The organism is Enterobacter adelaidei (assembly GCF_041937165.1).
Taxonomy (GTDB): Bacteria; Pseudomonadota; Gammaproteobacteria; order Enterobacterales; family Enterobacteriaceae; genus Enterobacter; species Enterobacter adelaidei.
Window position 1 is genome coordinate 1,266,460 of sequence record NZ_CP154353.1, and the last position, 24,752, is coordinate 1,291,211.

Below are 24,752 nucleotides of genomic sequence, written 5' to 3' on the forward strand. Positions count from 1 at the left end.
ATGCCAGAAGGCCCGGAGATCCGCCGCGCGGCGGATAGCCTCGAGGCGGCGATAAAGGGCAAACCCCTGACGGAGGTCTGGTTTGCTTTTCCTCAACTGAAACCGTTTGAATCACAGCTGGTGGGGCAGACGGTAACCCATATTGAAACGCGCGGCAAAGCGTTGCTCACGCATTTTTCCCATAACCTGACGTTATATAGCCATAACCAGCTTTACGGCGTCTGGCGAGTGGTGGAGGCGGGTGAACAGCCGCAGACTACCCGCGTGCTGCGCGTCAGGTTGCAAACTGCCGATAAGGCGATCCTGCTCTATAGCGCCTCTGATATCGAAATGTTAACGCCGGAGCAACTGCTCGCACACCCGTTTCTACTGCGAGTAGGACCGGACGTACTGGATATGCGTCTGACGGCGAGCGATGTGAAGGCCCGACTGTTATCGCCCAAATTCCGCAACCGGCAGTTTTCCGGCCTGTTCCTTGACCAGGCGTTTCTGGCCGGGCTTGGCAACTACCTGCGGGTGGAAATCCTCTGGGAAGTCGGGCTGGCGCCGCAGCATAAAGCCTCTCAGCTGAGCGATGAACGGCTGGAGGCGCTGTCCCACGCGCTGCTGGACATCCCGCGGCTGTCGTACAACACGCGCGGCGTGGTGGATGACAATAAGCATCACGGGGCGTTGTTCCGGTTCAAGGTGTTTCACCGGGCGGGGAAAAAGTGCGAGCGGTGCGGCGGGATTATCGACAGGATGATGCTTTCTTCAAGACCTTTTTACTGGTGCCCGCACTGCCAGAAATAAAAGTAAAACGGTAACCCAGGGGTTACCGTTTTTAAGGTTTTCACCCTCTCCACAGGGAGAGGGCCGAGGTGAGGGCATCAGGCCACACCCAGCGTCTTTTAGCGCTTCAGATCAGACTTAAAATCACGCTGCTCGTAGCCGGTATACAGCTGACGAGGACGGGCGATTTTCATGCCTTCGCTGTGCATTTCGTTCCAGTGCGCAATCCAGCCTACGGTACGTGCCATAGCGAAGATTACGGTGAACATGGAAGACGGAATGCCCATCGCTTTCAAAATAATGCCAGAGTAGAAATCGACGTTCGGGTAGAGTTTCTTCTCGATGAAGTACGGGTCGTTCAGCGCGATGTGTTCCAGCTCCATCGCCACTTCCAGCAGATCATCTTTGGTGCCCAGCTCTTTCAGCACTTCGTGGCAGGTCTCACGCATCACGGTGGCGCGTGGGTCGTAGTTTTTGTAAACACGGTGACCAAAGCCCATCAGGCGGAAGGAATCATTCTTGTCTTTCGCGCGACGCACGAACTCAGGAATGTGTTCAACAGAGCTGATTTCTTCCAGCATCTTCAGTGCTGCTTCGTTCGCGCCGCCGTGCGCCGGTCCCCACAGGGAGGCAATGCCCGCAGCGATACAGGCGAACGGGTTCGCGCCTGAAGAGCCTGCGGTACGTACGGTGGAGGTAGAGGCGTTCTGTTCGTGGTCAGCGTGCAGGATCAGAATACGGTCCATCGCGCGTTCCAGAACCGGGTTCACTTCGTACTCTTCGCACGGCGTGGAGAACATCATGCGCAGGAAGTTGCCGGCGTAGGAGAGGTCATTACGTGGATACACAAACGGCTGACCGATGGAGTATTTGTAGCACATCGCTGCCATGGTTGGCATTTTGGACAGCAGACGGAACGCCGCGATATCACGGTGGCGTGGGTTATTCACGTCAAGGGAGTCGTGGTAGAACGCCGCCAGCGCACCGGTAATCCCGCACATCACCGCCATCGGGTGAGAGTCACGACGGAAAGCATGGAACAGACGAGTAATCTGTTCATGGATCATGGTGTGACGGGTCACGGTGGTTTTGAATTCATCGTATTGTGCCTGCGTCGGTTTTTCGCCGTTCAGCAGGATGTAGCACACTTCCAGGTAGTTGGATTCAGTGGCTAATTGATCGATGGGGAAGCCGCGATGGAGCAGGATACCTTCATCACCGTCAATGTAGGTGATTTTGGATTCGCAAGATGCGGTAGAGGTGAATCCAGGGTCAAAGGTGAAAACTCCTTTAGAACCCAGCGTACGGATATCAATAACATCCTGACCGAGCGTGCCTTTTAGCACATCCAGTTCAATAGCAGTGTCACCATTTAGGGTGAGCGTTGCCTTCGTATCAGCCATTTACGGTCTCCTTAGCGCCTTATGCTTAAGACTGCGCTTTACCGGATTTGCTTTCAGCTGTTAATCACCGTTACCAGATTGTTATTTGGCTTACCGCTCAGCTCACGAGGACAAACCAGGGTACAGAGCTATGGCGCCTTGCAGGTAAACGAATGAAATATCAGTGAAACAACAGCAAATCAGCGTTTTTGCAGTCCGAATTATTCAAACCTGTATATCACTAATAACTGTCCTGATAACTTCGGTCAATACCATCACACTGTTACATAACTATTTGTCAGGTGAAAGAGAGACCTCATAACTTTTGCGCATTATATGCCTTTTCTGCTGACGTTTGTAACAATATTGTTTAACATTTGTCAAATCAGATGATTAAAATTTAAAAAGATGTTGTTATCGTGACCCTGATCACTGTTCCAGAGAAAACCCGACAAACTGTATGTAGGTTAATTGTAATGATTTTGTGAACGGCCTATACTGCCGCCAGGTCTCCGGAACACCCTGCAATCCCGAGCCACCCAGCGTTGTAACGTGTCGTTTAAGCATCTGGAAGCAATGTTTTGCATGACGCGCAGTTATAGAAAAGGAACGCTGCTTGACCCGCATCGCAGTCCGGAGGAAGGAAACAATAAGAACAGCATGTGGGCGTTATTCATGATAAGAAATGTGAAAAAACAAAGACCTGTCAATCTGGATCTCAAAACGATCCGGTTCCCTGTAACAGCAATAGCGTCCATTTTGCACCGCGTTTCTGGTGTGATTACGTTTGTGGCGGTCGGTATTCTGCTGTGGTTACTGGGTACCAGCCTCTCTTCTCCTGAAGGATTCCTCCAGGCCTCTGCCATCATGAACAGCTTCTTCGTGAAATTTATCATGTGGGGCATTCTGACCGCGCTGGCGTACCACGTTGTGGTGGGTGTTCGCCATATGCTGATGGACTTTGGCTACCTGGAAGAAACCTTCGAAGCCGGGAAACGCTCCGCTAACATTTCATTTGTGATTACAGTCGTGCTTTCACTTCTCGCAGGAGTTCTCGTATGGTAAGCAACGCCTCCGCATTAGGACGCAACGGCGTACATGACTTCATTCTGGTCCGTGCTACCGCTATCGTTCTCACCCTTTACATTATCTATATGATCGGTTTCTTCGCGACCAGCGGCACGCTGACGTGGGAAATCTGGAGTGGGTTCTTCGGATCTGCCTTCACCAAAGTGTTCACCCTGCTGGCGCTGTTCTCCATCCTTATTCATGCCTGGATTGGCATGTGGCAGGTGTTGACCGATTACGTTAAACCACTGGCTATTCGCCTTCCTCTGCAGCTGGCAATCGTCGTTGCTCTGGTGGTTTACGTTATTTATGGATTCGTTGTGGTGTGGGGTGTGTAATGAAACTGCCAGTCAGAGAATTTGATGCTGTCGTGATTGGTGCGGGTGGCGCAGGTATGCGTGCCGCACTGCAAATTTCCCAGAGCGGCCAGACCTGTGCGCTGCTCTCAAAAGTATTCCCAACCCGTTCCCACACTGTGTCTGCGCAGGGCGGTATCACCGTTGCGCTGGGTAACTCCCATGAAGATAACTGGGAATGGCACATGTACGACACGGTAAAAGGTTCCGACTACATCGGCGACCAGGATGCCATAGAATATATGTGTAAGACTGGCCCGGAAGCGATTCTGGAGCTGGACCATATGGGTCTGCCGTTCTCCCGTCTGGAAAATGGCACCATCTATCAGCGTCCGTTTGGCGGCCAGTCGAAAAACTTCGGCGGCGAGCAGGCGGCACGTACTGCGGCGGCGGCTGACCGTACCGGTCACGCGCTGCTGCACACCCTGTACCAGCAGAATCTGAAAAACCACACCACCATCTTCTCCGAGTGGTACGCGCTGGATCTGGTGAAAAACGCCGATGGTGCAATTGTGGGTTGTACCGCGCTGTGCATCGAAACCGGTGAAGTGGTCTACTTCAAAGCACGTGCAACCGTGCTGGCAACCGGCGGTGCAGGCCGTATCTATCAGTCCACCACTAACGCCCACATCAACACCGGTGACGGCGTCGGTATGGCTATCCGCGCGGGCGTGCCGGTGCAGGATATGGAGATGTGGCAGTTCCACCCAACCGGTATCGCCGGTGCGGGCGTTCTGGTAACAGAAGGCTGCCGCGGTGAAGGTGGTTATCTGCTGAACAAACACGGCGAGCGCTTCATGGAGCGTTATGCCCCGAATGCGAAAGACCTGGCGGGTCGTGACGTGGTGGCGCGCTCCATCATGATCGAAATCCGTGAAGGCCGCGGCTGTGACGGCCCATGGGGTCCACACGCCAAGCTGAAACTCGACCATCTGGGTAAAGAAGTACTGGAGTCCCGTCTGCCAGGCATCCTGGAACTGTCCCGTACCTTCGCTCACGTTGACCCTGTAAAAGAGCCAATTCCGGTAATCCCAACCTGCCACTATATGATGGGCGGTATTCCGACCAAAGTGACCGGTCAGGCGCTGACCGTGAACGAGCAGGGCGAAGACGTGGTCATCCCTGGCCTGTTCGCGGTAGGCGAAATCGCCTGCGTATCCGTACACGGTGCCAACCGTCTGGGCGGCAACTCCCTGCTGGACCTGGTGGTGTTTGGTCGTGCGGTGGGTCTGCATCTGCAGGAATCCATTGCCGAGCAGGGCGACCTGCGTGACGCGACCGACGACGAAATTGATGCCTCTCTTGAGCGCCTCAACCGCTGGAACGGCAACCGTAACGGCGAAGATCCGGTGGAAATCCGTAAAGCGCTTCAGGAATGTATGCAGCACAACTTCTCGGTATTCCGTGAAGGTGACGCGATGGCGAAAGGGCTTGAGCAGCTGAAAGCGATCCGCGAGCGTCTGAAAAACGCCCGTCTGGACGACACTTCCAGCGAGTTCAACACCCAGCGCGTTGAGTGCCTGGAGTTGGATAACCTGATGGAAACTGCATTTGCCACCGCGATGTCGGCAAACTTCCGTACCGAAAGCCGTGGCGCGCATAGCCGCTTCGACTTCCCGGAGCGTGACGATGAAAACTGGCTGTGCCATTCCCTGTATCTGCCAGAATCGGAAACCATGACGCGCCGTCAGGTGAACATGGAACCGAAACTGCGTCCGGCGTTCCCGCCGAAGATTCGTACTTACTAATGCGGAGACAGGATAATGAAACTCGAATTCTCAGTTTATCGTTATAACCCGGATGTTGATGATGCTCCGCGTATGCAGGATTACACCCTGGAAGCGGAAGAAGGTCGTGACATGATGCTGCTGGATGCCTTAATCCAGCTGAAAGAAAAAGATCCGACGCTGTCGTTTCGTCGTTCCTGCCGTGAAGGGGTGTGTGGCTCTGACGGCGTGAACATGAACGGCAAAAATGGCCTGGCCTGCATCACGCCAATTTCCGCGTTGCAGCGTCCAGGTCAGAAAATTGTTATCCGTCCTCTGCCTGGCCTGCCGGTCGTGCGTGATTTGGTGGTGGACATGGGGCAATTCTATGCACAATATGAGAAGATTAAGCCTTACTTGTTGAATAATGGGCAAAATCCGCCCGCTCGCGAGCACTTACAGTCTCCTGAGCAGCGTGAAAAACTCGATGGGCTGTACGAGTGTATTCTCTGTGCATGTTGTTCGACGTCCTGCCCGTCGTTCTGGTGGAACCCGGACAAGTTTATCGGCCCGGCGGGTCTGCTGGCTGCCTATCGCTTCCTGATCGATAGCCGCGACACCGAAACCGATAGCCGTCTGGAAGGACTGAGTGACGCTTTCAGCGTATTCCGCTGCCATAGCATCATGAACTGCGTCAGTGTGTGTCCGAAGGGGCTGAACCCGACGCGCGCCATCGGCCATATTAAGTCGATGTTGTTGCAGCGCAGTGCGTAAGTAGTGAGAGGGGAGCGCTGTTCCCCTCATCCTGACCCTCTCCCGCAGGGAGAGGGAACAGATTGCAGAAACCTTTAAAAACTGCCCTGTACTACCCTGAAGTCCAGACAGTTTCTAAAGGTTCCTTCGCGGGCCAAATGAAAAGAGCTCGCAGGTGAACCCCGGCACGTACACGTGGTGTGCGTGGTAGTTTCTACGGCGAAAGTAAGCATAAAAATGCTTAAGGGATCACGATGCAGAACGGCGCAATGAAAGCCTGGCTGGACTCTTCTTACCTCTCTGGTGCCAACCAGAGCTGGATAGAACAGCTCTATGAAGACTTCTTAACCGATCCTGACTCAGTGGACGCAAACTGGCGTTCCATGTTCCAGCAGTTGCCTGGCACGGGAGTCAAACCGGATCAATTCCATTCCAAAACACGTGATTATTTCCGTCGTCTGGCGAAGGATGCCTCACGTTACTCTTCTGCGATTTCCGACCCTGACACCAATGCGAAGCAGGTTAAAGTCCTGCAGCTTATCAACGCTTATCGCTTCCGTGGTCACCAGCATGCGAATCTCGACCCGCTGGGACTGTGGCAGCAAGACCGTGTGGCGGATCTCGATCCGGCGTATCACGATCTGACCGAGGCCGATTTCCAGGAAAGCTTTAACGTAGGTTCCTTTGCCATCGGCAAAGACACGATGAAGCTGGGCGATCTGATTGACGCGCTCAAGCAAACCTACTGCGGCTCCATCGGCGCGGAATACATGCACATTACCTCTACCGAAGAGAAACGCTGGATCCAGCAGCGCATCGAATCCGTAGCGGGCCACGCGACCTTCTCGGCTGACGAGAAAAAACGCTTCCTGAACGAACTGACCGCTGCCGAGGGTCTTGAGCGCTATCTGGGCGCGAAATTCCCGGGCGCAAAACGCTTCTCGCTGGAAGGCGGTGATGCGCTGGTGCCGATGCTGAAAGAGCTGATTCGTCACGCCGGCAAGAGCGGTACCCGTGAAGTGGTGCTGGGCATGGCGCACCGTGGTCGTCTGAACGTACTGGTCAACGTGCTGGGTAAAAAACCGCAGGATCTGTTCGACGAATTCGCGGGCAAACATAAAGAACACCTCGGCACCGGCGACGTGAAGTACCACATGGGCTTCTCGTCTGATATCGAAACCGAAGGTGGTCTGGTTCACCTGGCGCTGGCGTTTAACCCGTCGCACCTGGAAATCGTTAGCCCGGTGGTTATCGGTTCCGTGCGCGCGCGTCTGGATCGTCTTGACGAACCTAGCAGCAATAAAGTACTGCCAATCACCATCCACGGCGATGCAGCCGTAACAGGGCAGGGCGTGGTTCAGGAAACCCTGAACATGTCCAAAGCGCGGGGTTACGAAGTGGGCGGTACCGTTCGCATCGTGATCAACAACCAGGTGGGCTTCACCACCTCTAACCCGCTGGACGCGCGTTCTACCCCGTACTGCACCGACATCGGTAAAATGGTACAGGCGCCGATCTTCCACGTTAACGCGGATGACCCGGAAGCCGTTGCTTTTGTTACCCGTCTGGCGCTGGACTTCCGTAACACCTTCAAGCGCGATGTGTTCATTGACCTGTTCTGCTACCGTCGTCATGGCCACAACGAAGCGGATGAGCCAAGTGCAACCCAGCCGCTGATGTACCAGAAAATCAAAAAACACCCGACCCCGCGCAAAATCTATGCTGACAAGCTGGAGAGCGACAAAGTGTCGACGCTGGAAGATGCGACCGAAATGGTCAACCTCTACCGCGACGCGCTGGATGCGGGTGAATGCGTGGTGAAAGAGCTGCGCCCAATGAACATGCACTCCTTTACCTGGTCGCCGTACCTCAACCACGAGTGGGATGAGAGCTACCCGAACAAGGTCGAAATGAAGCGTCTGCAGGAGCTGGCTAAACGCATCAGCACTGTGCCTGACGCCATTGAGATGCAGTCTCGCGTGCAGAAAATCTACGCTGACCGTCAGTCCATGGCGGCAGGCGAGAAGCTGTTTGACTGGGGCGGCGCGGAAACCCTGGCTTACGCAACGCTGGTTGACGAAGGTATTCCTGTTCGTCTGTCCGGTGAAGATGCGGGCCGTGGCACCTTCTTCCACCGTCACGCGGTTGTTCACAACCAGTCCAACGGTTCAACCTACACTCCGCTGCAGCACGTGCACAACGGTCAGGGCCAGTTCAAGGTCTGGGACTCCGTGCTGTCTGAAGAAGCGGTCCTGGCATTCGAATACGGTTACGCCACCGCAGAACCTCGCACCCTGACTATCTGGGAAGCGCAGTTCGGTGACTTCGCCAACGGTGCGCAGGTTGTGATCGACCAGTTCATCTCTTCAGGCGAGCAGAAATGGGGCCGTATGTGTGGCCTGGTGATGCTCCTGCCGCACGGCTATGAAGGCCAGGGTCCGGAGCACTCCTCCGCGCGTCTGGAACGTTATCTGCAGCTCTGCGCCGAGCAGAATATGCAGGTCTGCGTGCCGTCCACCCCGGCTCAGGTGTACCACATGCTGCGTCGTCAGGCGCTGCGCGGTATGCGCCGTCCACTGGTAGTCATGTCGCCGAAATCCCTGCTGCGTCATCCGCTGGCCGTGTCCAGCCTGGATGAACTGGCGAATGGAACCTTCCTGCCAGCCATCGGTGAGATTGATGAACTGGATCCGCAGGCTGTGAAGCGTGTGGTGATGTGTTCTGGTAAGGTTTATTACGACCTGCTGGAACAGCGCCGTAAGAACGATCAGAAAGATGTCGCCATCGTGCGTATCGAACAGCTTTATCCGTTCCCGCACCAGGCGGTGCAGGAAGCGCTGAAACCTTACGCTCACGTACATGATTTTGTCTGGTGCCAGGAAGAGCCGCTCAACCAGGGCGCATGGTACTGCAGCCAGCATCATTTCCGTGAAGTGATTCCATTTGGGTCAGCCCTGCGTTATGCAGGTCGCCCGGCCTCCGCCTCACCGGCGGTAGGGTATATGTCCGTTCACCAGAAGCAGCAACAAGATCTGGTCAATGACGCGCTGAACGTCGATTAATTAAAGGATACATAATGAGTAGCGTAGATATTCTTGTTCCCGACCTGCCTGAATCTGTAGCAGATGCGACCGTCGCTACCTGGCACAAAAAACCAGGCGATGCCGTTAAGCGCGATGAAGTGCTGGTAGAAATCGAAACTGACAAAGTGGTACTGGAAGTACCGGCTTCGGCGGATGGTGTTCTGGATGCTGTGCTGGAAGATGAAGGCACAACCGTAACCTCTCGTCAGATCCTGGGTCGCCTGCGCGAAGGCAACAGCGCGGGCAAAGAGTCCAGCGCGAAATCTGAAGAGAAAGCCTCTACGCCGGCTCAACGCCAGCAGGCTTCTCTGGAAGAGCAGACCAACGATGCGCTCAGCCCGGCGATTCGTCGCCTGCTGGCTGAGCACAACCTGGATGCGGCTGCTATTAAAGGCACCGGTGTGGGTGGTCGTCTGACCCGTGAAGATATCGAGAAGCACCTGGCGAAAGCGCCTGCGAAAGCAGAAGCAAAAGCCCCTGCGGCGGCACCAGCAGCACAGCCTGCTCTGGGTGCCCGTAGCGAAAAACGTGTGCCAATGACTCGCCTGCGTAAGCGTGTGGCTGAGCGTCTGCTGGAAGCGAAAAACTCCACCGCGATGCTGACCACCTTCAACGAAGTGAACATGAAGCCAATCATGGACCTGCGTAAGCAGTACGGTGACGCGTTTGAAAAACGTCACGGTATCCGTCTGGGCTTTATGTCCTTCTACGTGAAAGCGGTAGTTGAAGCGCTGAAACGCTACCCGGAAGTGAACGCGTCCATCGACGGTGATGACGTGGTTTACCACAACTACTTCGACGTCAGCATGGCGGTATCTACTCCGCGTGGCCTGGTGACCCCAGTACTGCGTGACGTGGATACCCTGGGTATGGCTGATATCGAGAAAAATATTAAAGAGCTGGCTGTGAAAGGCCGCGACGGCAAGCTGACCGTAGATGACCTGACCGGCGGTAACTTCACCATTACCAACGGCGGCGTATTCGGTTCGCTGATGTCTACCCCAATCATTAACCCGCCTCAGAGCGCGATCCTGGGTATGCATGCCATTAAAGATCGTCCTATGGCGGTAGACGGTAAAGTTGAGATCCTGCCGATGATGTACCTGGCACTGTCTTACGATCACCGTCTGATCGATGGCCGCGAGTCCGTGGGCTTCCTGGTGGCGATTAAAGAGCTGCTGGAAGATCCAACGCGTCTGCTGCTCGACGTCTAGTTTGCAGTCTTGCCCGGCGGCATATAGCTGCCGGGCCTATAAAAGCACGACCTAACGATTACCTGAAGGATGGATAGAACACATGAACTTACATGAATATCAGGCCAAACAGCTGTTTGCCCGGTATGGCTTACCGGCTCCGGTGGGTTATGCCTGTACTACCCCGCGTGAAGCAGAAGAAGCCGCATCTAAAATCGGTTCCGGCCCTTGGGTAGTTAAGTGTCAGGTTCACGCTGGTGGCCGTGGTAAAGCGGGCGGTGTGAAGGTTGTTAAGAGCAAAGAAGAGATTCGTGCGTTTGCTGAACATTGGCTCGGCAAGCGTCTGGTGACCTACCAGACAGATGCGAACGGCCAGCCGGTTAACCAGATCCTGGTAGAAGCCGCGACCGACATCGCGAAAGAACTGTACTTGGGTGCGGTTGTTGACCGTAGTTCCCGTCGCGTGGTGTTCATGGCGTCTACCGAAGGCGGCGTGGAAATCGAAAAAGTGGCAGAAGAAACCCCTCATCTGATCCACAAAGTGGCTATCGATCCGCTGGCAGGCCCAATGCCTTACCAGGGTCGTGAGCTGGCGTTCAAACTGGGTCTGGAAGGTAAACTGGTTCAACAGTTCACCAAGATCTTCATGGGTCTGGCGACCATCTTCCTGGAGCGCGACCTGGCGCTGATCGAGATCAACCCGCTGGTGATCACCACTCAGGGCGATCTGATCTGCCTCGACGGTAAACTGGGCGCTGACGGCAACGCACTGTTCCGCCAGCCGGATCTGCGCGAAATGCGTGACCAGTCTCAGGAAGACCCGCGTGAAGCGCAGGCTGCACAGTGGGAACTGAACTACGTGGCGCTGGATGGCAACATCGGCTGCATGGTTAACGGTGCGGGCCTGGCAATGGGTACCATGGACATCGTTAAGCTGCACGGCGGTGAGCCAGCAAACTTCCTCGACGTAGGCGGTGGCGCAACCAAAGAGCGCGTAACCGAAGCGTTCAAAATCATCCTGTCTGACGACAACGTGAAGGCCGTTCTGGTTAACATCTTCGGCGGTATCGTGCGTTGTGACCTGATCGCCGACGGTATCATCGGTGCAGTGGAAGAAGTGGGTGTTAACGTTCCGGTGGTTGTACGTCTGGAAGGTAACAACGCTGAACTCGGCGCGAAAAAACTGGCTGACAGCGGCCTGAATATTATTGCAGCGAAAAGTCTGACGGATGCAGCTCAGCAGGTTGTTGCCGCAGTGGAGGGGAAATAATGTCCGTTTTAATTAATAAAGATACCAAGGTTATCTGCCAGGGCTTCACCGGTAGCCAGGGGACTTTCCACTCCGAACAGGCGATTGCCTACGGTACGCAGATGGTTGGCGGCGTAACGCCAGGTAAAGGCGGTAGTACGCACCTGGGTCTGCCGGTGTTTAACACCGTGCGTGAAGCTGTAGAAGCGACGGGCGCAACCGCGACCGTGATCTACGTTCCGGCACCGTTCTGCAAAGATTCCATCCTGGAAGCGATCGATGCAGGTATTAAACTGATCATCACCATCACTGAAGGCATCCCGACGCTGGATATGCTGACCGTGAAGGTTAAGCTGGATGAAGCTGGCGTGCGTATGATCGGCCCGAACTGCCCAGGCGTTATCACTCCAGGCGAATGCAAAATCGGTATCATGCCAGGCCACATTCACAAGCCGGGCAAAGTGGGCATCGTTTCCCGCTCCGGTACGCTGACCTATGAAGCGGTCAAACAGACCACCGATTACGGCTTCGGCCAGTCCACCTGTGTGGGCATTGGCGGTGACCCGATCCCGGGTTCTAACTTCATCGACATCCTGAAGCTGTTCCAGGAAGATCCACAGACCGAAGCGATCGTGATGATCGGTGAGATCGGTGGTAGCGCTGAAGAAGAAGCGGCTGCTTACATCAAAGAACACGTGACCAAGCCAGTTGTCGGTTACATCGCGGGTGTGACTGCGCCGAAAGGTAAGCGTATGGGTCACGCAGGTGCGATTATCGCGGGTGGTAAAGGTACGGCTGATGAGAAATTCGCAGCGCTGGAAGCCGCAGGAGTGAAAACCGTTCGCAGCCTGGCGGATATCGGCGAAGCACTGAAATCCATCATTAAGTAAATCCTCTCTGCTCTCTGCAAGGAGAGCGTTGAAATAAAAAAATGTCCGTTTCGACATGGTTGGCCGCTGTAAAGCGGCCTTTTTTTATTGCAGAAAATCCTTACGTATCGGCGTAAAGGTATCCAGCAGGTTTCCCGCCTTGTGGCATACGCAGCCGTGCATAACATTGGGTTGTTTGTACAGCGTATCGCCTGCTCTGACGATATGCGTTTCGTCGCCAATGGTAAATTCAAACTCACCGGAGAGAACATACGTCAACTGCTCGTGGGGATGGCTGTGCATGGGGCCGATGGCACCCTGCGCGAAATGTACTTCAACCGCCATCATATTGCCGGCATGGGCGAGGATCCGGCGGGTTACGCCATTCCCAGCCTCTTCCAGCTGGGTCTGATTGTGAAAAACAAACATCGTATTACCTCAGTTGTATAGTGAATGAGTGACTTCTGACCGAGCTGTCAGAGGCGGTATGTGCGGTTTAACGTCATGTCAATCACGGTTATTGTATCGTCGCTCTTCACGATATCGACTTTCCCGGTGCCCGTGAAATCTGTGACAAACACGAAGGAAATGCGCTTATCTCGGCTGCGTAATAGCAGGTAGTCGATCATCGATGTCGAAGGGTTATTCGGTCCCTGAGCTTTGATTAACGCCGTATTGTTGGTCGAAAAGCAGGTGACAGAAACCGGGGCGTCGGCCTGGTAGTGAACCTCCATTTTACCCTTCAGCGGCTGTTCAGTTGCCTGCTTAACGTAGGGGTAGCAGATCCGGACGCCATTCTGTGGCGCCGTCGGTGTTGTTGAGGCGTTGATGTGGTAAACCGCATCGACGCACTGGTAGTGAGGATTATCGACGTCCCATTTATCAATCAGCAGGTTTTCCGTCACGACGATGCTACGGCGAAAAACGATATCCCGGTAGGACTCATCATCCCACTCCACGTGAGTTTTGCTGTCGGGTAACACAGCGGCGCTGCACCAGTCCACTTCGGCGATCAGCCGCGATTCTCCCTCCTGCTGCTGGTAATCGAGAACCCTGGGTAGTGCAGGGGGCTGGTTAAGTCCGTTGACGCACAGCGTATTGTGCGAAAACGTATTTTTGTAGTAGCCATAGTGCAGCGGTGCGCCATAGCCGGTTGTGCCCAGATCGGGGAACAGCGCGCTGTAGTTATTGAAGACGATAAGGTTGAGTCTGTCGTAGTGATCGTGCTCGCCGCCATAGGGGCCATGTTTAATGCATACGGCGCGGCCTGGCGCGTTGCGGATTATCGTAAATCCGGCGTCAGGATTATGCTCATTACCCTCCGGGGCGCTTAACGCCTGCGCCGGCAGCGGTTGCCCATAGAAAAGGGCATCAATGTTGTCGCGCGGTCCAGCGGTGTATAGCCAGGCTAACAGCTCGCCATATTGCGGGTTGCCATAATAGTTGAACGCAAATTCATAGATATCGGCGTGGCCGAGTCTCTCCTGGCCGTTCACGCAGTCGTTCACTTTAGGCAGGGTCATATTCGGCATCAGCAGCGTCAATGGCAGCGCCAGCATGTTCGTATACCAGGGCTTATCCAGCAGGCTGAACGGACCATGTTGGGCGAATTTCTCAAAGCCCATGAACGCCTCAAGCGCGTAATAGTGGTAATGCAGCGAACCTTCGAACCATAAGCCGCCGGGCAGCAGGGCATGTTCCAGCTGATACCGCAGGCCGTAAGGGCTGTTAACGGCAAACGTCAGATAGCGATCGTCGTCGAGAATCGCGCCGATAATGCCGATGGTCGCGCTGATCTTCACCTCGTGGTTGTGGATTTGATTGCTACGGTGCTGCATCAGAAAATCGGCTCCGCTGCGCAGCAGTCGTCGGGAAATATACTCATACTGTTCTGTCGTCAGCGCGGCGCTGACGATATCGAATCCACGGGCAAAATCGGCATGACAGTTGGCTTCACACAGCGTCTGCGCGTTGGCTTTACCGGGACCGTTATAAGGAATACCGCCGTGTTCTTCGTAGTCAGGGTAGTATTTTGCGTACTGCATCAGGATATCGGTAATTTTATTGAGGTATTTATTATCGTCCGTTAGCAGCCAGAGGATGCCCAGCTCATAGCACGCTTTAGCATTGAGCCCGTTAAGCCAGCGCCACCAGGCACCATAGTAAGGTTCACCGGTAAAGACGGCTCCATCAACCGGGCAACGGTGCTTATTGGGCGATTTCCGGTCCCAGAACAGCCGCACGCTGTGTTCCGGGCAGTAAAAATAGTGGTTCCAGGTGGCGCAGCCCGTTTGCGGAACCAGCGTGTCGTGGTTAAGGACGTCGCGGTTGTTTTCCTCCAGGCGGCGAAGGATCTCCGGCGTTACCCGGGCTTTTGCAGCGGCAATCTGTGCTTCTGTAAACTGTTTCATTATCTTCCTGTATGCGTTGACGTGGCGCTTACTTCACCAATACAGAGCCCGGGGTCAGGATGTTGATATCGGTGTCATTTGCCTGCGTCAATAGCGCGGCATTTTTGCTGAAGTCATTGTCTTTCCAGACTCTCGCTGCGGCGAGTAACGGACCAGTAGCCTCTTCAGGGTTGTATTTTATTTCCTGATACGGCCAGTCGCTGGCGTCTTTGCCGGTTTGCTGGCTGACGAAGGAAAAGGCTTTTTTCATGGTTCGCCCATCCAGTACATAATTCCAGACATCATCACCGGTTATTTCACCGTAGCGCCCCATTCTGGCGTAGGCTGCCAGAGCAAAATTGGTGTAATGGAAGGAGCGAGTTCGTTCAAGCTCGGCCGGTAGTTCGCCTTTGACGTTCACCTGAGCAGCAAGGTGGCGATTTTTGAAAATATCGATTTGCCGACGAGCCTGTTTGACGTCACCGGAGAACAACGAAAAGGCGGTAACCTGCGCGTCATACCAGGCGCCGTGATTGTTATACCAGTTTCCCTCTTCCTGGCCGTTAGCGCTGGATAACAGCCATGTGGCATAGTCCGAATACCAGCTTTTGTAACCCTGAACCGCTTTATCCGAGAGGAAGCCCGCATGTTGCAGCAGGATGATGCTGTCAGCGACGTCGATCAACACGCGCGTATCAATAATGCCAATCCCCCGGCCATTCACTATGCCCGGAATTGCCTGGGCGTAACTGAGGTCAGGATTTATTCGGGTTTGCTTGTTCAGAAACCAGGTGTCCAGCATGATTTCTGCTTTTTGCGCATAGCGGGCGTCTGCGCTATAAAATGCGGCCAGTGAGAGCGCTCGGACGTCGTCAGAGAACTGCACCAGGCGTTTGCTGTCCGTATCGTCTGTCTTAGATGACGGGTTTATCTGGCCGTCTTTACGAATCCAGGGAAGATGGTCTTTGGTATCCGGGTTTGGCCACCAGTAGGGACCAAAACTATAGTAGTCATGCTTATTCCCGGACGCCGGTAACAATTTTTTATCGGTCACACTCCAGGGTTTATGTTCCAGCGCCTGGTCTGCTTTCTGCAGCAGATTTTTCCAGGCGGGAGCGTAGGTTTGATCTCCGCGCTGAATACTTTCTTTTATCTCAAGCATCTGCCTGCAATCGTACGTCAGGCAGTCGTCATTCGAGCCCTGAGGCAGTGTATTCCCACTCGCTGCTAACGCGGAGGTTGAGAACAGCGCGCTGATAAACGCAATGTTGCGATAATTCATCGGTATATTCCTTACATTTATACCCGTCATTCAGGCGATTACCGGTGTGACTTTTTCAGAAGGGAGCTTAATCAGCATCCACAGGAACAGGGCGCCAATCAAATCGAAAACGCCCAGACCGATAAAGAAGATGTCGTAACCCACAACAGCGACCATCGCGCCAAGGAAAATACTGAACAGGAAGTTCCCCATGCTGCCGGTGAAGGCGGCGAAACCGGTCGCGGTGGCGACTTTTTGTCTTGGGAACAGGTCGGATGACATGCTGATCACCGTAACGGACAGACACTGATGGGCGAACCCGGCAATACAGAACAGCGCAATGGCCACATAGACATTACTGACGAAACCAACGCCAGCCATCGACAGCATCAGCAGGGCGGCAAACGTAAAAGTGATGCGTTTGGCGTTAACAATATGCACGCCGCGGTTATTCAGAAACTTCGAAATGTAACCCGCAGCCAGACAACCCAGGTCAGCGGTCAGGAAGGGGAGCCAGGCAAACATGGCGATTTCTTTCATGTTCATGTGGCGCACCGTCACCAGGTAGAGCGGCATCCAGTAGTGCAGCGTCCCCCATGCCGGATCGGCCATAAAACGCGGTAAGGAGATGGCCCACAAGCTTTTATCCTTGATCATGGACATCAGGGAGGCTTTCTCTTTAACCACTTCTATTTGATCGGCCATGACCTCTTCGTGCTCTTCCTTCAGCAGCGCAGGATGCGACTCCGGGGAGCGATAAAACACCGCCCACAGAATGGCCCAAACAACGCCGATGGCGCCGGTGACAACAAAAGACATTTCCCAGTTGTAGTTAACAATCGCCCAGACAACCAGTGGCGGGGCCAGCATGGCACCGACGGAGGTACCGAGGCTGTAAACGCCGCAGGCTAAGCCGCGCTCCTTTGCCGGAAACCACTCGGCGGTGACTTTCATACCCGCAGGGTTGAAGGCGGCTTCGGTCAGGCCCAGGCCCCCGCGCAATGCGGCAATGGGGAACCATGTGCTAAATAATGCCGTCAGCATGTTGCACAAAGACCACAGCGCGGCCAGTACAGCAAAACTGACTCGCAAGCCGAATTTATCGATCACAAAACCGCAGGCGATCCCGCCGATGGCATAGGTGAATGGAAAGACCGACACAATCCATGAGTATTGCTCGCTGGAGAGATTCAGCGTTTTCATCATTTCTGGTGCTGCGACGCCGAGCGTGCTCCTGGCTAAGTAGTTGATAATCGTACCTAACATGACGAGTGAGATAATGTACCAGCGCATTTTTTTGATCTTCACAACATTCACCTTGTCCGTTGATAATTAGCTTTGGTTAAAATAAAACAATGTTTCATTTCATTTTATGGGCTGGTGATGGAGGTGTTCATGATCTTGATCTCAGTTTTGAAACAATATTTCATTTTGTTTGGTTTGGGTGATTGGAAGAGGGTTCTGTTTGTTTTTGTTAACTGTTTTATAAGTCGATAAAACTTAAATTTATTTGGTGAATAATTCATGGGAGGTATTTATTTTACACTTTCAGTTATTAAAACTGTGTTTTGATAATTTTTATGATCACGATCTTGTTTGTGAAGCAATGTTCGTGATTTTAATTTGTAGATAAATATGATTCTCGAAAATTGCGGGTTGATGGCTGTTGATTTTATTTGTTTATGGCAATGAGTTTTCTTTTCTTAAAAGGATGAAGGTCTGTTATGCAAAAAAATCCATTACGTTTTCTGATTCTCTTCGCTGCCGGGCTGCCGCTGGCGAGCCATGCGCTAACGTTTGATGTCCGGGGCGGCTATAAAACCGGGAGCCACTCCTATGAGTCGCGGTATAAGATCAGTGAGAGCTGGGCTAACGGCTGGTGGGCAAGCGCGGAGATGGATAATAAAAACAATAAAAATAACGGAAAGGGTACAAATGGTTCCGATAAGTCCGACAGTGCTCACTCTTTTGGTGACAGCACAACTGACTATAACGAGATAGAGACTAATTATACCTGGCGGTTTGCCGATAAGTGGAATCTACAACCCGGGGGGATTTACCACTGGAGCAGTAAAGGTACTCAGATTCGTCCCTATATCAGGGTCAACTATCTACCCGGAGCTGACTGGAGTCTCGGTTTGCGTTACCGATACGATTATAATACTTATGAGACTGTTAACGATGAGGGAGAGTCACATCGCGACAGCGTTAATCGTCTCGACATCTTTGTGGGTTATAAATTTAATCGCGAATGGAGTTTCTTATATCAGGGCACAGCATATAAGCATGCCAATGAGGATTACACCTATAAAAATAATAAAACCTGGGCAACTGAGAATGCATTTACACTGCGGTATAAGTGGAACGAATGGTTTAGTCCCTATGTTGAATACGACTATTTAGATCAGCAGGGCTACTACGAAGGTGAGGATAATGTCTCTGAGTCGCGCTATCGCATTGGCATGACGTTTACGCTTTAAACGCGATTATTACCCTGAAAACCCGGTTTAGCACCGGGTTTTTGTCATTCATGTACGTTTAGTGTCTACGTTTCGCTACTAGCGTAAATTTGTAGTCATCACTTTTGAAGGTATTACGGCTGTATTCAAATACGCGTCCATCACTGAGATAGCCGCGGGAGATTTTTTCGAGGACAGGTTTTGCCGCATCGATCCCCAGTGCATTCACGACCTCGGCAGAGGGCATCACGGGAATGACCTCCTGCTCACTGCGGTCGATAACCATCTTTTTAATCTGTTCGATGTAATGATATTTGGAGTTTTCCATCACGGCCCAGGTGAGGTCGTCGAACATCGCCAGCGGCATCCACGTCTCTTCCAGATTCACAGGTTTTTGCTTAATAAAACGCACGCGTTTGATATGCCAGACGTTGTCATCAGGGCGAATGTTCAGCTTTTCCGCGAGTTTCTCATCTGCTTTGATCACTTCGAATGTTTTGACGTCGCTATGGGTATCAACATTTCTATCCGCCAGTTTTTCGTAAAAGCCGGTGAGTTGATAAATGTCGTAATTAACGCGCTCCTCTTTGACGTAGGAGCCGCTGCCCTGAATGCTCTCGATAATGTGCTCTTCGGTGAGCAGCTTCAGCGCCTGTCTCACCGTTACCCGACTCACGCTAAAAGCGTCCTGCAGACTGGATTCCGTTGGTAACGCATCACCAGGTTTTAACTCACCGGCGTTGATTTGCTCGCGAAGCGCATCGGCTATCTGTCGGTACATCGGTTTGTTGCCCATATCATCTGCCTTTCTAATACCTTTTAACGGAATTATGCCTTCAGACTAAAATTTGTAAACAATACAAATTAAATACAAATAATGTTTTTTAGGTGAAAGTGATCACATAAATGTATTGTTTTGTCTGCCACACTCGATCCCGAACAATAACCATTGAGTGTGAGGATCTTTATGGACCTGACGACCCTGACCCACCCCAGCGCAGTCTGCGTGCTGGCGCGGTATACCAGCCGTGATGAGGCAATACGCCAGCTCACTCAGCGGCTGGTGGCACTGGGCAAAATTGCGGACGGCGAGACATTTTTGACCGACGTCTTTCACCGGGAATCACTTGGCCCTACCGCGCTGGGAGAAGGCCTGGCGGTACCGCATGGCAAATCTGGCGCAGTGAAAGACGCCGCTTTTGCGGTGGCAACATTACGGGAGCCGCTGGCCTGGGAAGGCGTTGATGGCCCGGAAAACGTCGAGCTGATTGTCCTGCTCGCCATTCCCCCGGCTGAGGCGGGCTCAACGCATATTCAGGTGTTAACAGAGCTGACGTCTCGCCTGGCGGATGATGCCCTCCGGGCGCAGGTGATGGCGGCAACCACGGCAGAAGCGCTGCTTGCCGCGTTAAATGATGCGCCACAGGATGAAGACGTTATCGCGTCAGAAGATGCGCCCACTGTTGTCTGTGTGACGGCGTGTCCGGCCGGGATTGCGCACACCTACATGGCTGCTGAGTACCTTGAAAAAGCCGGGCGCAAACTCGGCGTGAACGTGGTGGTTGAAAAACAGGGGGCGAACGGCATTGAAGGACGCCTTACCCCTGAGCAACTGCAGGAGGCTCGCGCCTGTATTTTTGCGACAGAGGTGGCTATCAAGGAAAGTGAGCGTTTTCAGGGGATTCCCTCGCTATCAGTGCCTGTCGCGGAACCGCTGCGACATGCTGAGGCGTTGATTGAGCGCGCGCTCGCATTACAGCCCTCACCGGTGGCGCGCCCTGTGCAAACAGAAACCGAGGCGAGAAAGAGCGTTAAAACGGAACTCAAGCAGGCGCTTCTCAGCGGGATCTCCTTTGCAGTGCCGCTTATTGTCGCCGGGGGCACTGTGCTGGCCGTCGCAGTGTTACTGGCGCAGATCTTTGGACTGCAGCATCTGTTCGATCAGGAAAATTCGTGGCTGTGGATGTACCGCAAACTCGGCGGCGGCATGCTCGGCATTTTGATGGTGCCTGTGCTGGCAGCCTACACCGCGTACTCGCTTGCGGATAAACCCGCGCTGGCTCCAGGCTTCGCTGCCGGTCTTGCTGCCAACATGATCGGTTCAGGTTTTTTGGGGGCGATCGCAGGTGGTTTGATTGCGGGTTATCTGATGCGTTGGGTGAAGAACCATATTCGTCTCAATAATCGCTACAACGGTTTCTTAACCTATTACCTCTACCCGGTTCTCGGTGTGCTGGGCGCGGGCAGCCTGATGCTGTTTGTGATTGGCGAGCCGGTGGCATGGCTGAACAACTCTCTGACGGCCTGGCTTAACGGTCTATCCGGCACCAATGCGCTATTGCTCGGTACGCTCCTCGGTTTTATGTGTTCGTTCGATCTGGGCGGGCCTGTCAATAAAGCAGCGTACGCATTCTGTCTGGGGGCAATGACCAACGGTGTATATGGCCCTTACGCCATTTTTGCCTCTGTAAAAATGGTATCGGCCTTTACCGTCACGGCGTCAACGATGCTGGCCCCGCACCTCTTCAAACAGTTTGAAATCGAAACCGGTAAATCAACGTGGCTTCTCGGGCTGGCGGGTATCACAGAAGGGGCGATCCCAATGGCGATTGAAGATCCTGTCCGGGTTATTGGTTCGTTTGTGCTTGGATCGATGGCAACGGGCGCAATAGTGGGTGCGATGGGGATCGGGTTGTCTACGCCAGGGGCGGGTATTTTCTCCCTCTTTTTACTTCATGACGCAGGGCTGGGTGGTGTGGTCGCTGCGGCAGGCTGGTTCTCTGCGGCATTGGCAGGTACCACCCTCTCTACGCTCGTTTTGCTGTTCTGGCGACGTCAGGCCGTCAGAAAGGGCAAATACATGACAGAAGACGTTACGCCTTAAAACTCACTAACAGGAAACGAAGATGAAAGCTGTATCTCGCGTTCATATTACGCCGCATATGCACTGGGACCGTGAGTGGTACTTCACCACCGAGGAGTCGCGTATTCTTCTGGTCAATAATATGGAAGAGATCCTGACCCGCCTCGAGCAGGATGACGAATATAAATATTATGTCCTTGATGGGCAGACGGCGGTACTGGAGGATTACTTCGCCGTGGTGCCTGAAAACCGGCCACGGGTGAAGGCGCTGGTCGAGCGTGGAAAGCTGATTATCGGTCCGTGGTATACCCAGACCGATACCACGATTGTCAGCGGTGAGTCGATTGTCCGTAACCTGATGTACGGCATTCGCGACTGTATGGCGTTCGGCGAGCCGATGAAAATCGGTTATCTGCCGGACTCGTTTGGTATGTCCGGGCAACTTCCGCATATCTACAACGGGTTTGGCATCACCCGTGCCCTGTTCTGGCGTGGGTGTTCTGAACGTCACGGAACCGATAAAACCGAGTTTTTATGGCAGAGTACAGACGGCAGTGAAGTGACGACACAGGTGCTGCCGTTGGGCTACGCGATTGGTAAGTACTTACCGGAGGACGAAGCCGGGCTGCGAAAACGGCTCGACAGCTATTTTGACGTGCTGGAAAACGCCTCCGTCACCAAAGAGATTTTGCTGCCTAACGGTCACGACCAGATGCCATTACAGCAGAATATTTTTGCGGTGATGGATAAGCTTCGTGAAATCTATCCGCAGCGTCAATTTGGAATGAGTCGGTTTGAGGACGTCTTTGAACATATTGAGGCACGCCGTGGGGAGTTGGCGACGCTGAAAGGGGAGTTTATTGACGGGAAATACATGCGCGTGCACCGGACAATCGGCTCGACACGCATGGACATCAAAATCGCCCATGCGCGCATTGAGAACAAAATCGTCAACATCCTTGAGCCGCTGGCGACGCTCGCCTGGACGCTGGGCTTCGACTATCACCACGGTTTACTGGAAAAAATGTGGAAAGAGATCCTCAAAAATCACGCTCACGATAGCATCGGCTGCTGCTGCAGCGACAAGGTGCATCGAGAGATTGTCTCCCGGTTCGAACTGGCCGATGACATGGCCGATAACCTGTCGCGTTTCTATATGCGCAAGATTGTCGACAACATGCCGCAAAGTGATACCGATAAGCTGGTCATGTTCAACCTGATGCCCTGGCCGCGTGAAGAGGTGATGAACACCACGATACGTCTGCGCGCCAGCCAGTTCCGTCTGCTTGATGAGAAAGGCAACGAGATCCCATATTTCATCCGTAGTGCACGTGAGCTCGACCCAGGTCTTATTGACCGGCAGATTGTCCATTATGGTAATTACGAACCGTTTATGGAGTTTGATATCCAGTTGAATCAAATCCTGCCGTCGATGGGGTACCGAACGCTGCTTATCGAACCTAACGTAGCAGGGAAGGTGCTCTCTCCACTGGAAAACTCCGAGTCCCTACTTGAAAACGCCTTCTGGCAGATTGACTTAAATGACGACGGTACGCTGCGCCTGCGCGACAAAGAAACCGGGCTTATTTATGACCGCGTACTGGAAATCGAAGAGAGCTCTGATGATGGCGATGAATACGACTACTCGCCTTCTCGTGAAGAGTGGAGACTCACTTCAGCACAGGGCAAGCACGAAGTTGAGGTGGTGCATGAGGGTTGGCGGAGCAGGGCGATAATCCATCATCGGCTCGCCGTTCCGGCAAATCTGGCCGAGCGTTCGGCGCGTCAGCGAAAAGGGTTTCTTGACGTAGCGTTTGAAGTCACTCTCACGCACAACAGCAGGCGCATTGATGTTGACGTGCATCTGGATAATCAGGCAGATGATCACCGTGTACGGGTGCTCATCCCTACGCCATTTACCACGCAAGAGGTGCTGTCTGATACGCAGTTTGGTTCGATCACCCGCCCGGTACAGGACCCGGCGATGGAAAACTGGCAGGAAGAGGGCTGGAAAGAAGCGCCGGTGCCCGTCTGGAATCTACTGAACTACGCCGTTCTTCGGGAAAGGCGAAACGGACTTGCGCTGTTCACTGAGGGTCTGCGCGAATTTGAGGTAGTGGGTGAGAACAAAAAAGCCTTTGCCTTGACCCTACTGCGCGGCGTGGGATTACTCGGCAAGGAGGATCTGTTGTTGCGGCCAGGCAGACCGTCGGGGATCAAACTGCCCGTTCCTGACTCTCAGGTGCGCGGCCAGTTAACCTGTCGTTTTAGCCTGTTCAGTTTCAGTGGAACGCCGGAAAACGCGGGTGTCGCGCAGCAGGCCAAATCGTGGTTAACGCCCGTGCAGTGCTACAACAAAATTCCCTGGGATGCGATGAAACTGAATTGTTCGTCGTTTACCACGCCGGAAAGTTACAGTCTGTTAGCTCTTTCGCCCACGGGATGCGTGCTCAGTGCCCTCAAGAAGGCGGAAGATCGGGACGAGCTTATTCTTCGCCTGTTCAACCCTTCGGCGTTCAGCGCATGTGACACTACGTTATCCGTGAACCCGACGGTGAAACGGTGCTGCGAGACGGATATGAATGAACGGATAACGGGCAGGGAAGAGGAGCAGGGCATTGTGGGGGCGTTTAGACCTGGGGAGTCGCGCACTTTTAGCTTCCTTATCGACCGATAGCGGTGATGCCTGAAAAGGCCACAGGTAATGTGGCCTTTTACACTAAATAGTTACGACGCGGTGTTAACTTATTGGGTAATAAAAGTGAATTAAATGTAATTTTGCGGTATTGCAGAAGAAAAATGGAAAAATAATTAGGGAAGACTATCCTTTAGTGTTTGCCTCTTTGTGAAATGGCATTGTTCCGCTGCGTTAATTAAAATCACTTCTGTTCATATTTTTTCCCGTCTTCGATAACCAATTACACTTTTGAATGCACATGTCATTAACAAGAATTTCACCATTCTCACCATGATTAAACATGGTTAACATTGAGGTTTGTTTTTGATTTAAATCAAAGTTTAATCCTTGGAAAAAGACGATGAAAAGCGCTAAATTGTCCCCGATCAAAATGGCCGAAAAGTGGTAATTTTGCTATAAATTGATCACCGTCGAAAAACGTAAATGTGATTCAATAAAAACCTGTTTATTGTAAGGGTTTTGCAGCGTATTATATTTGCGGGATCAATTTGAGTTTTTTATTAACGTATTTGTAACCTGACGTCATCGTTTTTATCCTTCCTCAGGGTAATAACGACGACAGGGATGCGAATAATTTGTATTGGGGCATGCGTGTGGATCTCTCTCTGACGGGGTTCACTCTCGGAGTCTTCATGCGATGAGCAAGGAGTC

18 protein-coding genes are annotated in these 24,752 nt (G+C 53.1%); 12 read left to right on the plus strand and 6 right to left on the minus strand.

Annotated features, from left to right (window positions below):
* The gene (gene nei / locus AAHF05_RS06140; RefSeq protein ID WP_028019439.1) at window positions 1-792 is read left to right on the plus strand and encodes an endonuclease VIII; all 792 of its coding nucleotides are present in this window, start codon (window positions 1-3) and stop codon (window positions 790-792) included.
* A gap of 98 nt (window positions 793-890) precedes the next feature.
* Here nei and AAHF05_RS06145 read toward each other — a convergent pair whose 3' ends face one another.
* Window positions 891-2,174 (minus strand): citrate synthase, encoded by a 1,284-nt coding sequence (locus tag AAHF05_RS06145; RefSeq protein WP_028019438.1) that lies wholly within the window; start codon window positions 2,172-2,174, stop codon window positions 891-893.
* Between the two features lie 639 nt (window positions 2,175-2,813).
* On the opposite strand from AAHF05_RS06145, the gene sdhC reads away from it, so the two are divergent.
* The 8 genes from sdhC (at window position 2,814) to sucD (ending at window position 12,451) form a co-directional block, all read left to right on the plus strand.
* Window positions 2,814-3,218, plus strand: a complete 405-nt coding sequence (sdhC, locus tag AAHF05_RS06150; RefSeq protein ID WP_020684965.1) for a succinate dehydrogenase cytochrome b556 subunit — start codon at window positions 2,814-2,816, stop codon at window positions 3,216-3,218.
* Entirely contained in the window at window positions 3,212-3,559 is a 348-nt protein-coding gene (gene sdhD / locus AAHF05_RS06155) for a succinate dehydrogenase membrane anchor subunit (protein WP_008501088.1), read from the plus strand. Before sdhC ends, sdhD begins: the two co-directional genes overlap by 7 nt.
* Window positions 3,559-5,325 (plus strand): succinate dehydrogenase flavoprotein subunit, encoded by a 1,767-nt coding sequence (gene sdhA / locus AAHF05_RS06160; RefSeq protein WP_028019437.1) that lies wholly within the window; start codon window positions 3,559-3,561, stop codon window positions 5,323-5,325. Before sdhD ends, sdhA begins: the two co-directional genes overlap by 1 nt.
* 15 nt (window positions 5,326-5,340) lie before the next feature.
* Entirely contained in the window at window positions 5,341-6,057 is a 717-nt protein-coding gene (gene sdhB, locus AAHF05_RS06165; protein ID WP_008501090.1) for a succinate dehydrogenase iron-sulfur subunit SdhB, read from the plus strand.
* A gap of 233 nt (window positions 6,058-6,290) precedes the next feature.
* A complete protein-coding gene (gene sucA / locus AAHF05_RS06170; RefSeq protein ID WP_129323556.1) occupies window positions 6,291-9,098 on the plus strand; it encodes a 2-oxoglutarate dehydrogenase E1 component in 2,808 nt (935 codons plus the stop codon).
* A 14-nt stretch (window positions 9,099-9,112) separates the two neighbouring features.
* Window positions 9,113-10,333 carry a 2-oxoglutarate dehydrogenase complex dihydrolipoyllysine-residue succinyltransferase gene (gene odhB, locus AAHF05_RS06175; protein WP_028019435.1) on the plus strand — a complete coding sequence of 407 codons (1,221 nt, stop codon included), beginning with the start codon at window positions 9,113-9,115 and terminating at the stop codon, window positions 10,331-10,333.
* A gap of 82 nt (window positions 10,334-10,415) precedes the next feature.
* Window positions 10,416-11,582 carry an ADP-forming succinate--CoA ligase subunit beta gene (gene sucC / locus AAHF05_RS06180; RefSeq protein WP_006809579.1) on the plus strand — a complete coding sequence of 389 codons (1,167 nt, stop codon included), beginning with the start codon at window positions 10,416-10,418 and terminating at the stop codon, window positions 11,580-11,582.
* Window positions 11,582-12,451, plus strand: coding sequence for a succinate--CoA ligase subunit alpha (gene sucD / locus AAHF05_RS06185; RefSeq protein WP_108090584.1), 870 nt, complete (start codon window positions 11,582-11,584; stop codon window positions 12,449-12,451). The genes sucC and sucD overlap by 1 nt, the downstream gene beginning before the upstream one ends.
* Before the next feature lie 84 nt (window positions 12,452-12,535).
* Here sucD and AAHF05_RS06190 read toward each other — a convergent pair whose 3' ends face one another.
* From AAHF05_RS06190 to AAHF05_RS06205, 4 genes are read right to left on the minus strand one after another with little or no spacing between them, the layout of a single operon-like run.
* Window positions 12,536-12,859, minus strand: coding sequence for a cupin domain-containing protein (locus AAHF05_RS06190; protein WP_129323555.1), 324 nt, complete (start codon window positions 12,857-12,859; stop codon window positions 12,536-12,538).
* A 47-nt stretch (window positions 12,860-12,906) separates the two neighbouring features.
* Complete coding sequence (locus tag AAHF05_RS06195) at window positions 12,907-14,841, minus strand: heparinase II/III family protein (protein ID WP_129323554.1); 1,935 nt, start codon at window positions 14,839-14,841, stop codon at window positions 12,907-12,909.
* A gap of 28 nt (window positions 14,842-14,869) precedes the next feature.
* Window positions 14,870-16,102, minus strand: a complete 1,233-nt coding sequence (locus tag AAHF05_RS06200; RefSeq protein ID WP_129323553.1) for an alginate lyase family protein — start codon at window positions 16,100-16,102, stop codon at window positions 14,870-14,872.
* Window positions 16,103-16,132: 30 nt separating this feature from the next.
* Complete coding sequence (locus AAHF05_RS06205; RefSeq protein ID WP_206737101.1) at window positions 16,133-17,389, minus strand: MFS transporter; 1,257 nt, start codon at window positions 17,387-17,389, stop codon at window positions 16,133-16,135.
* Window positions 17,390-17,805: 416 nt separating this feature from the next.
* Here AAHF05_RS06205 and AAHF05_RS06210 point away from each other — a divergent pair, with 416 nt between their 5' ends.
* Window positions 17,806-18,561 (plus strand): oligogalacturonate-specific porin KdgM family protein, encoded by a 756-nt coding sequence (locus AAHF05_RS06210; protein WP_108090580.1) that lies wholly within the window; start codon window positions 17,806-17,808, stop codon window positions 18,559-18,561.
* 58 nt (window positions 18,562-18,619) lie between these two features.
* Here AAHF05_RS06210 and AAHF05_RS06215 read toward each other — a convergent pair whose 3' ends face one another.
* Window positions 18,620-19,336, minus strand: a complete 717-nt coding sequence (locus AAHF05_RS06215; protein WP_028019430.1) for a GntR family transcriptional regulator — start codon at window positions 19,334-19,336, stop codon at window positions 18,620-18,622.
* Window positions 19,337-19,507: 171 nt separating this feature from the next.
* On the opposite strand from AAHF05_RS06215, the gene mngA reads away from it, so the two are divergent.
* Both mngA and mngB read left to right on the plus strand, forming a co-directional pair.
* Window positions 19,508-21,424: a PTS 2-O-a-mannosyl-D-glycerate transporter subunit IIABC gene (mngA, locus tag AAHF05_RS06220; protein ID WP_129323552.1), complete on the plus strand. Its 1,917-nt coding sequence runs from the start codon at window positions 19,508-19,510 to the stop codon at window positions 21,422-21,424.
* A gap of 22 nt (window positions 21,425-21,446) precedes the next feature.
* On the plus strand, window positions 21,447-24,080 hold the full coding sequence (gene mngB, locus AAHF05_RS06225) for a mannosylglycerate hydrolase (RefSeq protein ID WP_129323551.1): 2,634 nt from the start codon (window positions 21,447-21,449) through the stop codon (window positions 24,078-24,080).
* The last annotated feature ends 672 nt before the right edge of the window (window positions 24,081-24,752 follow it).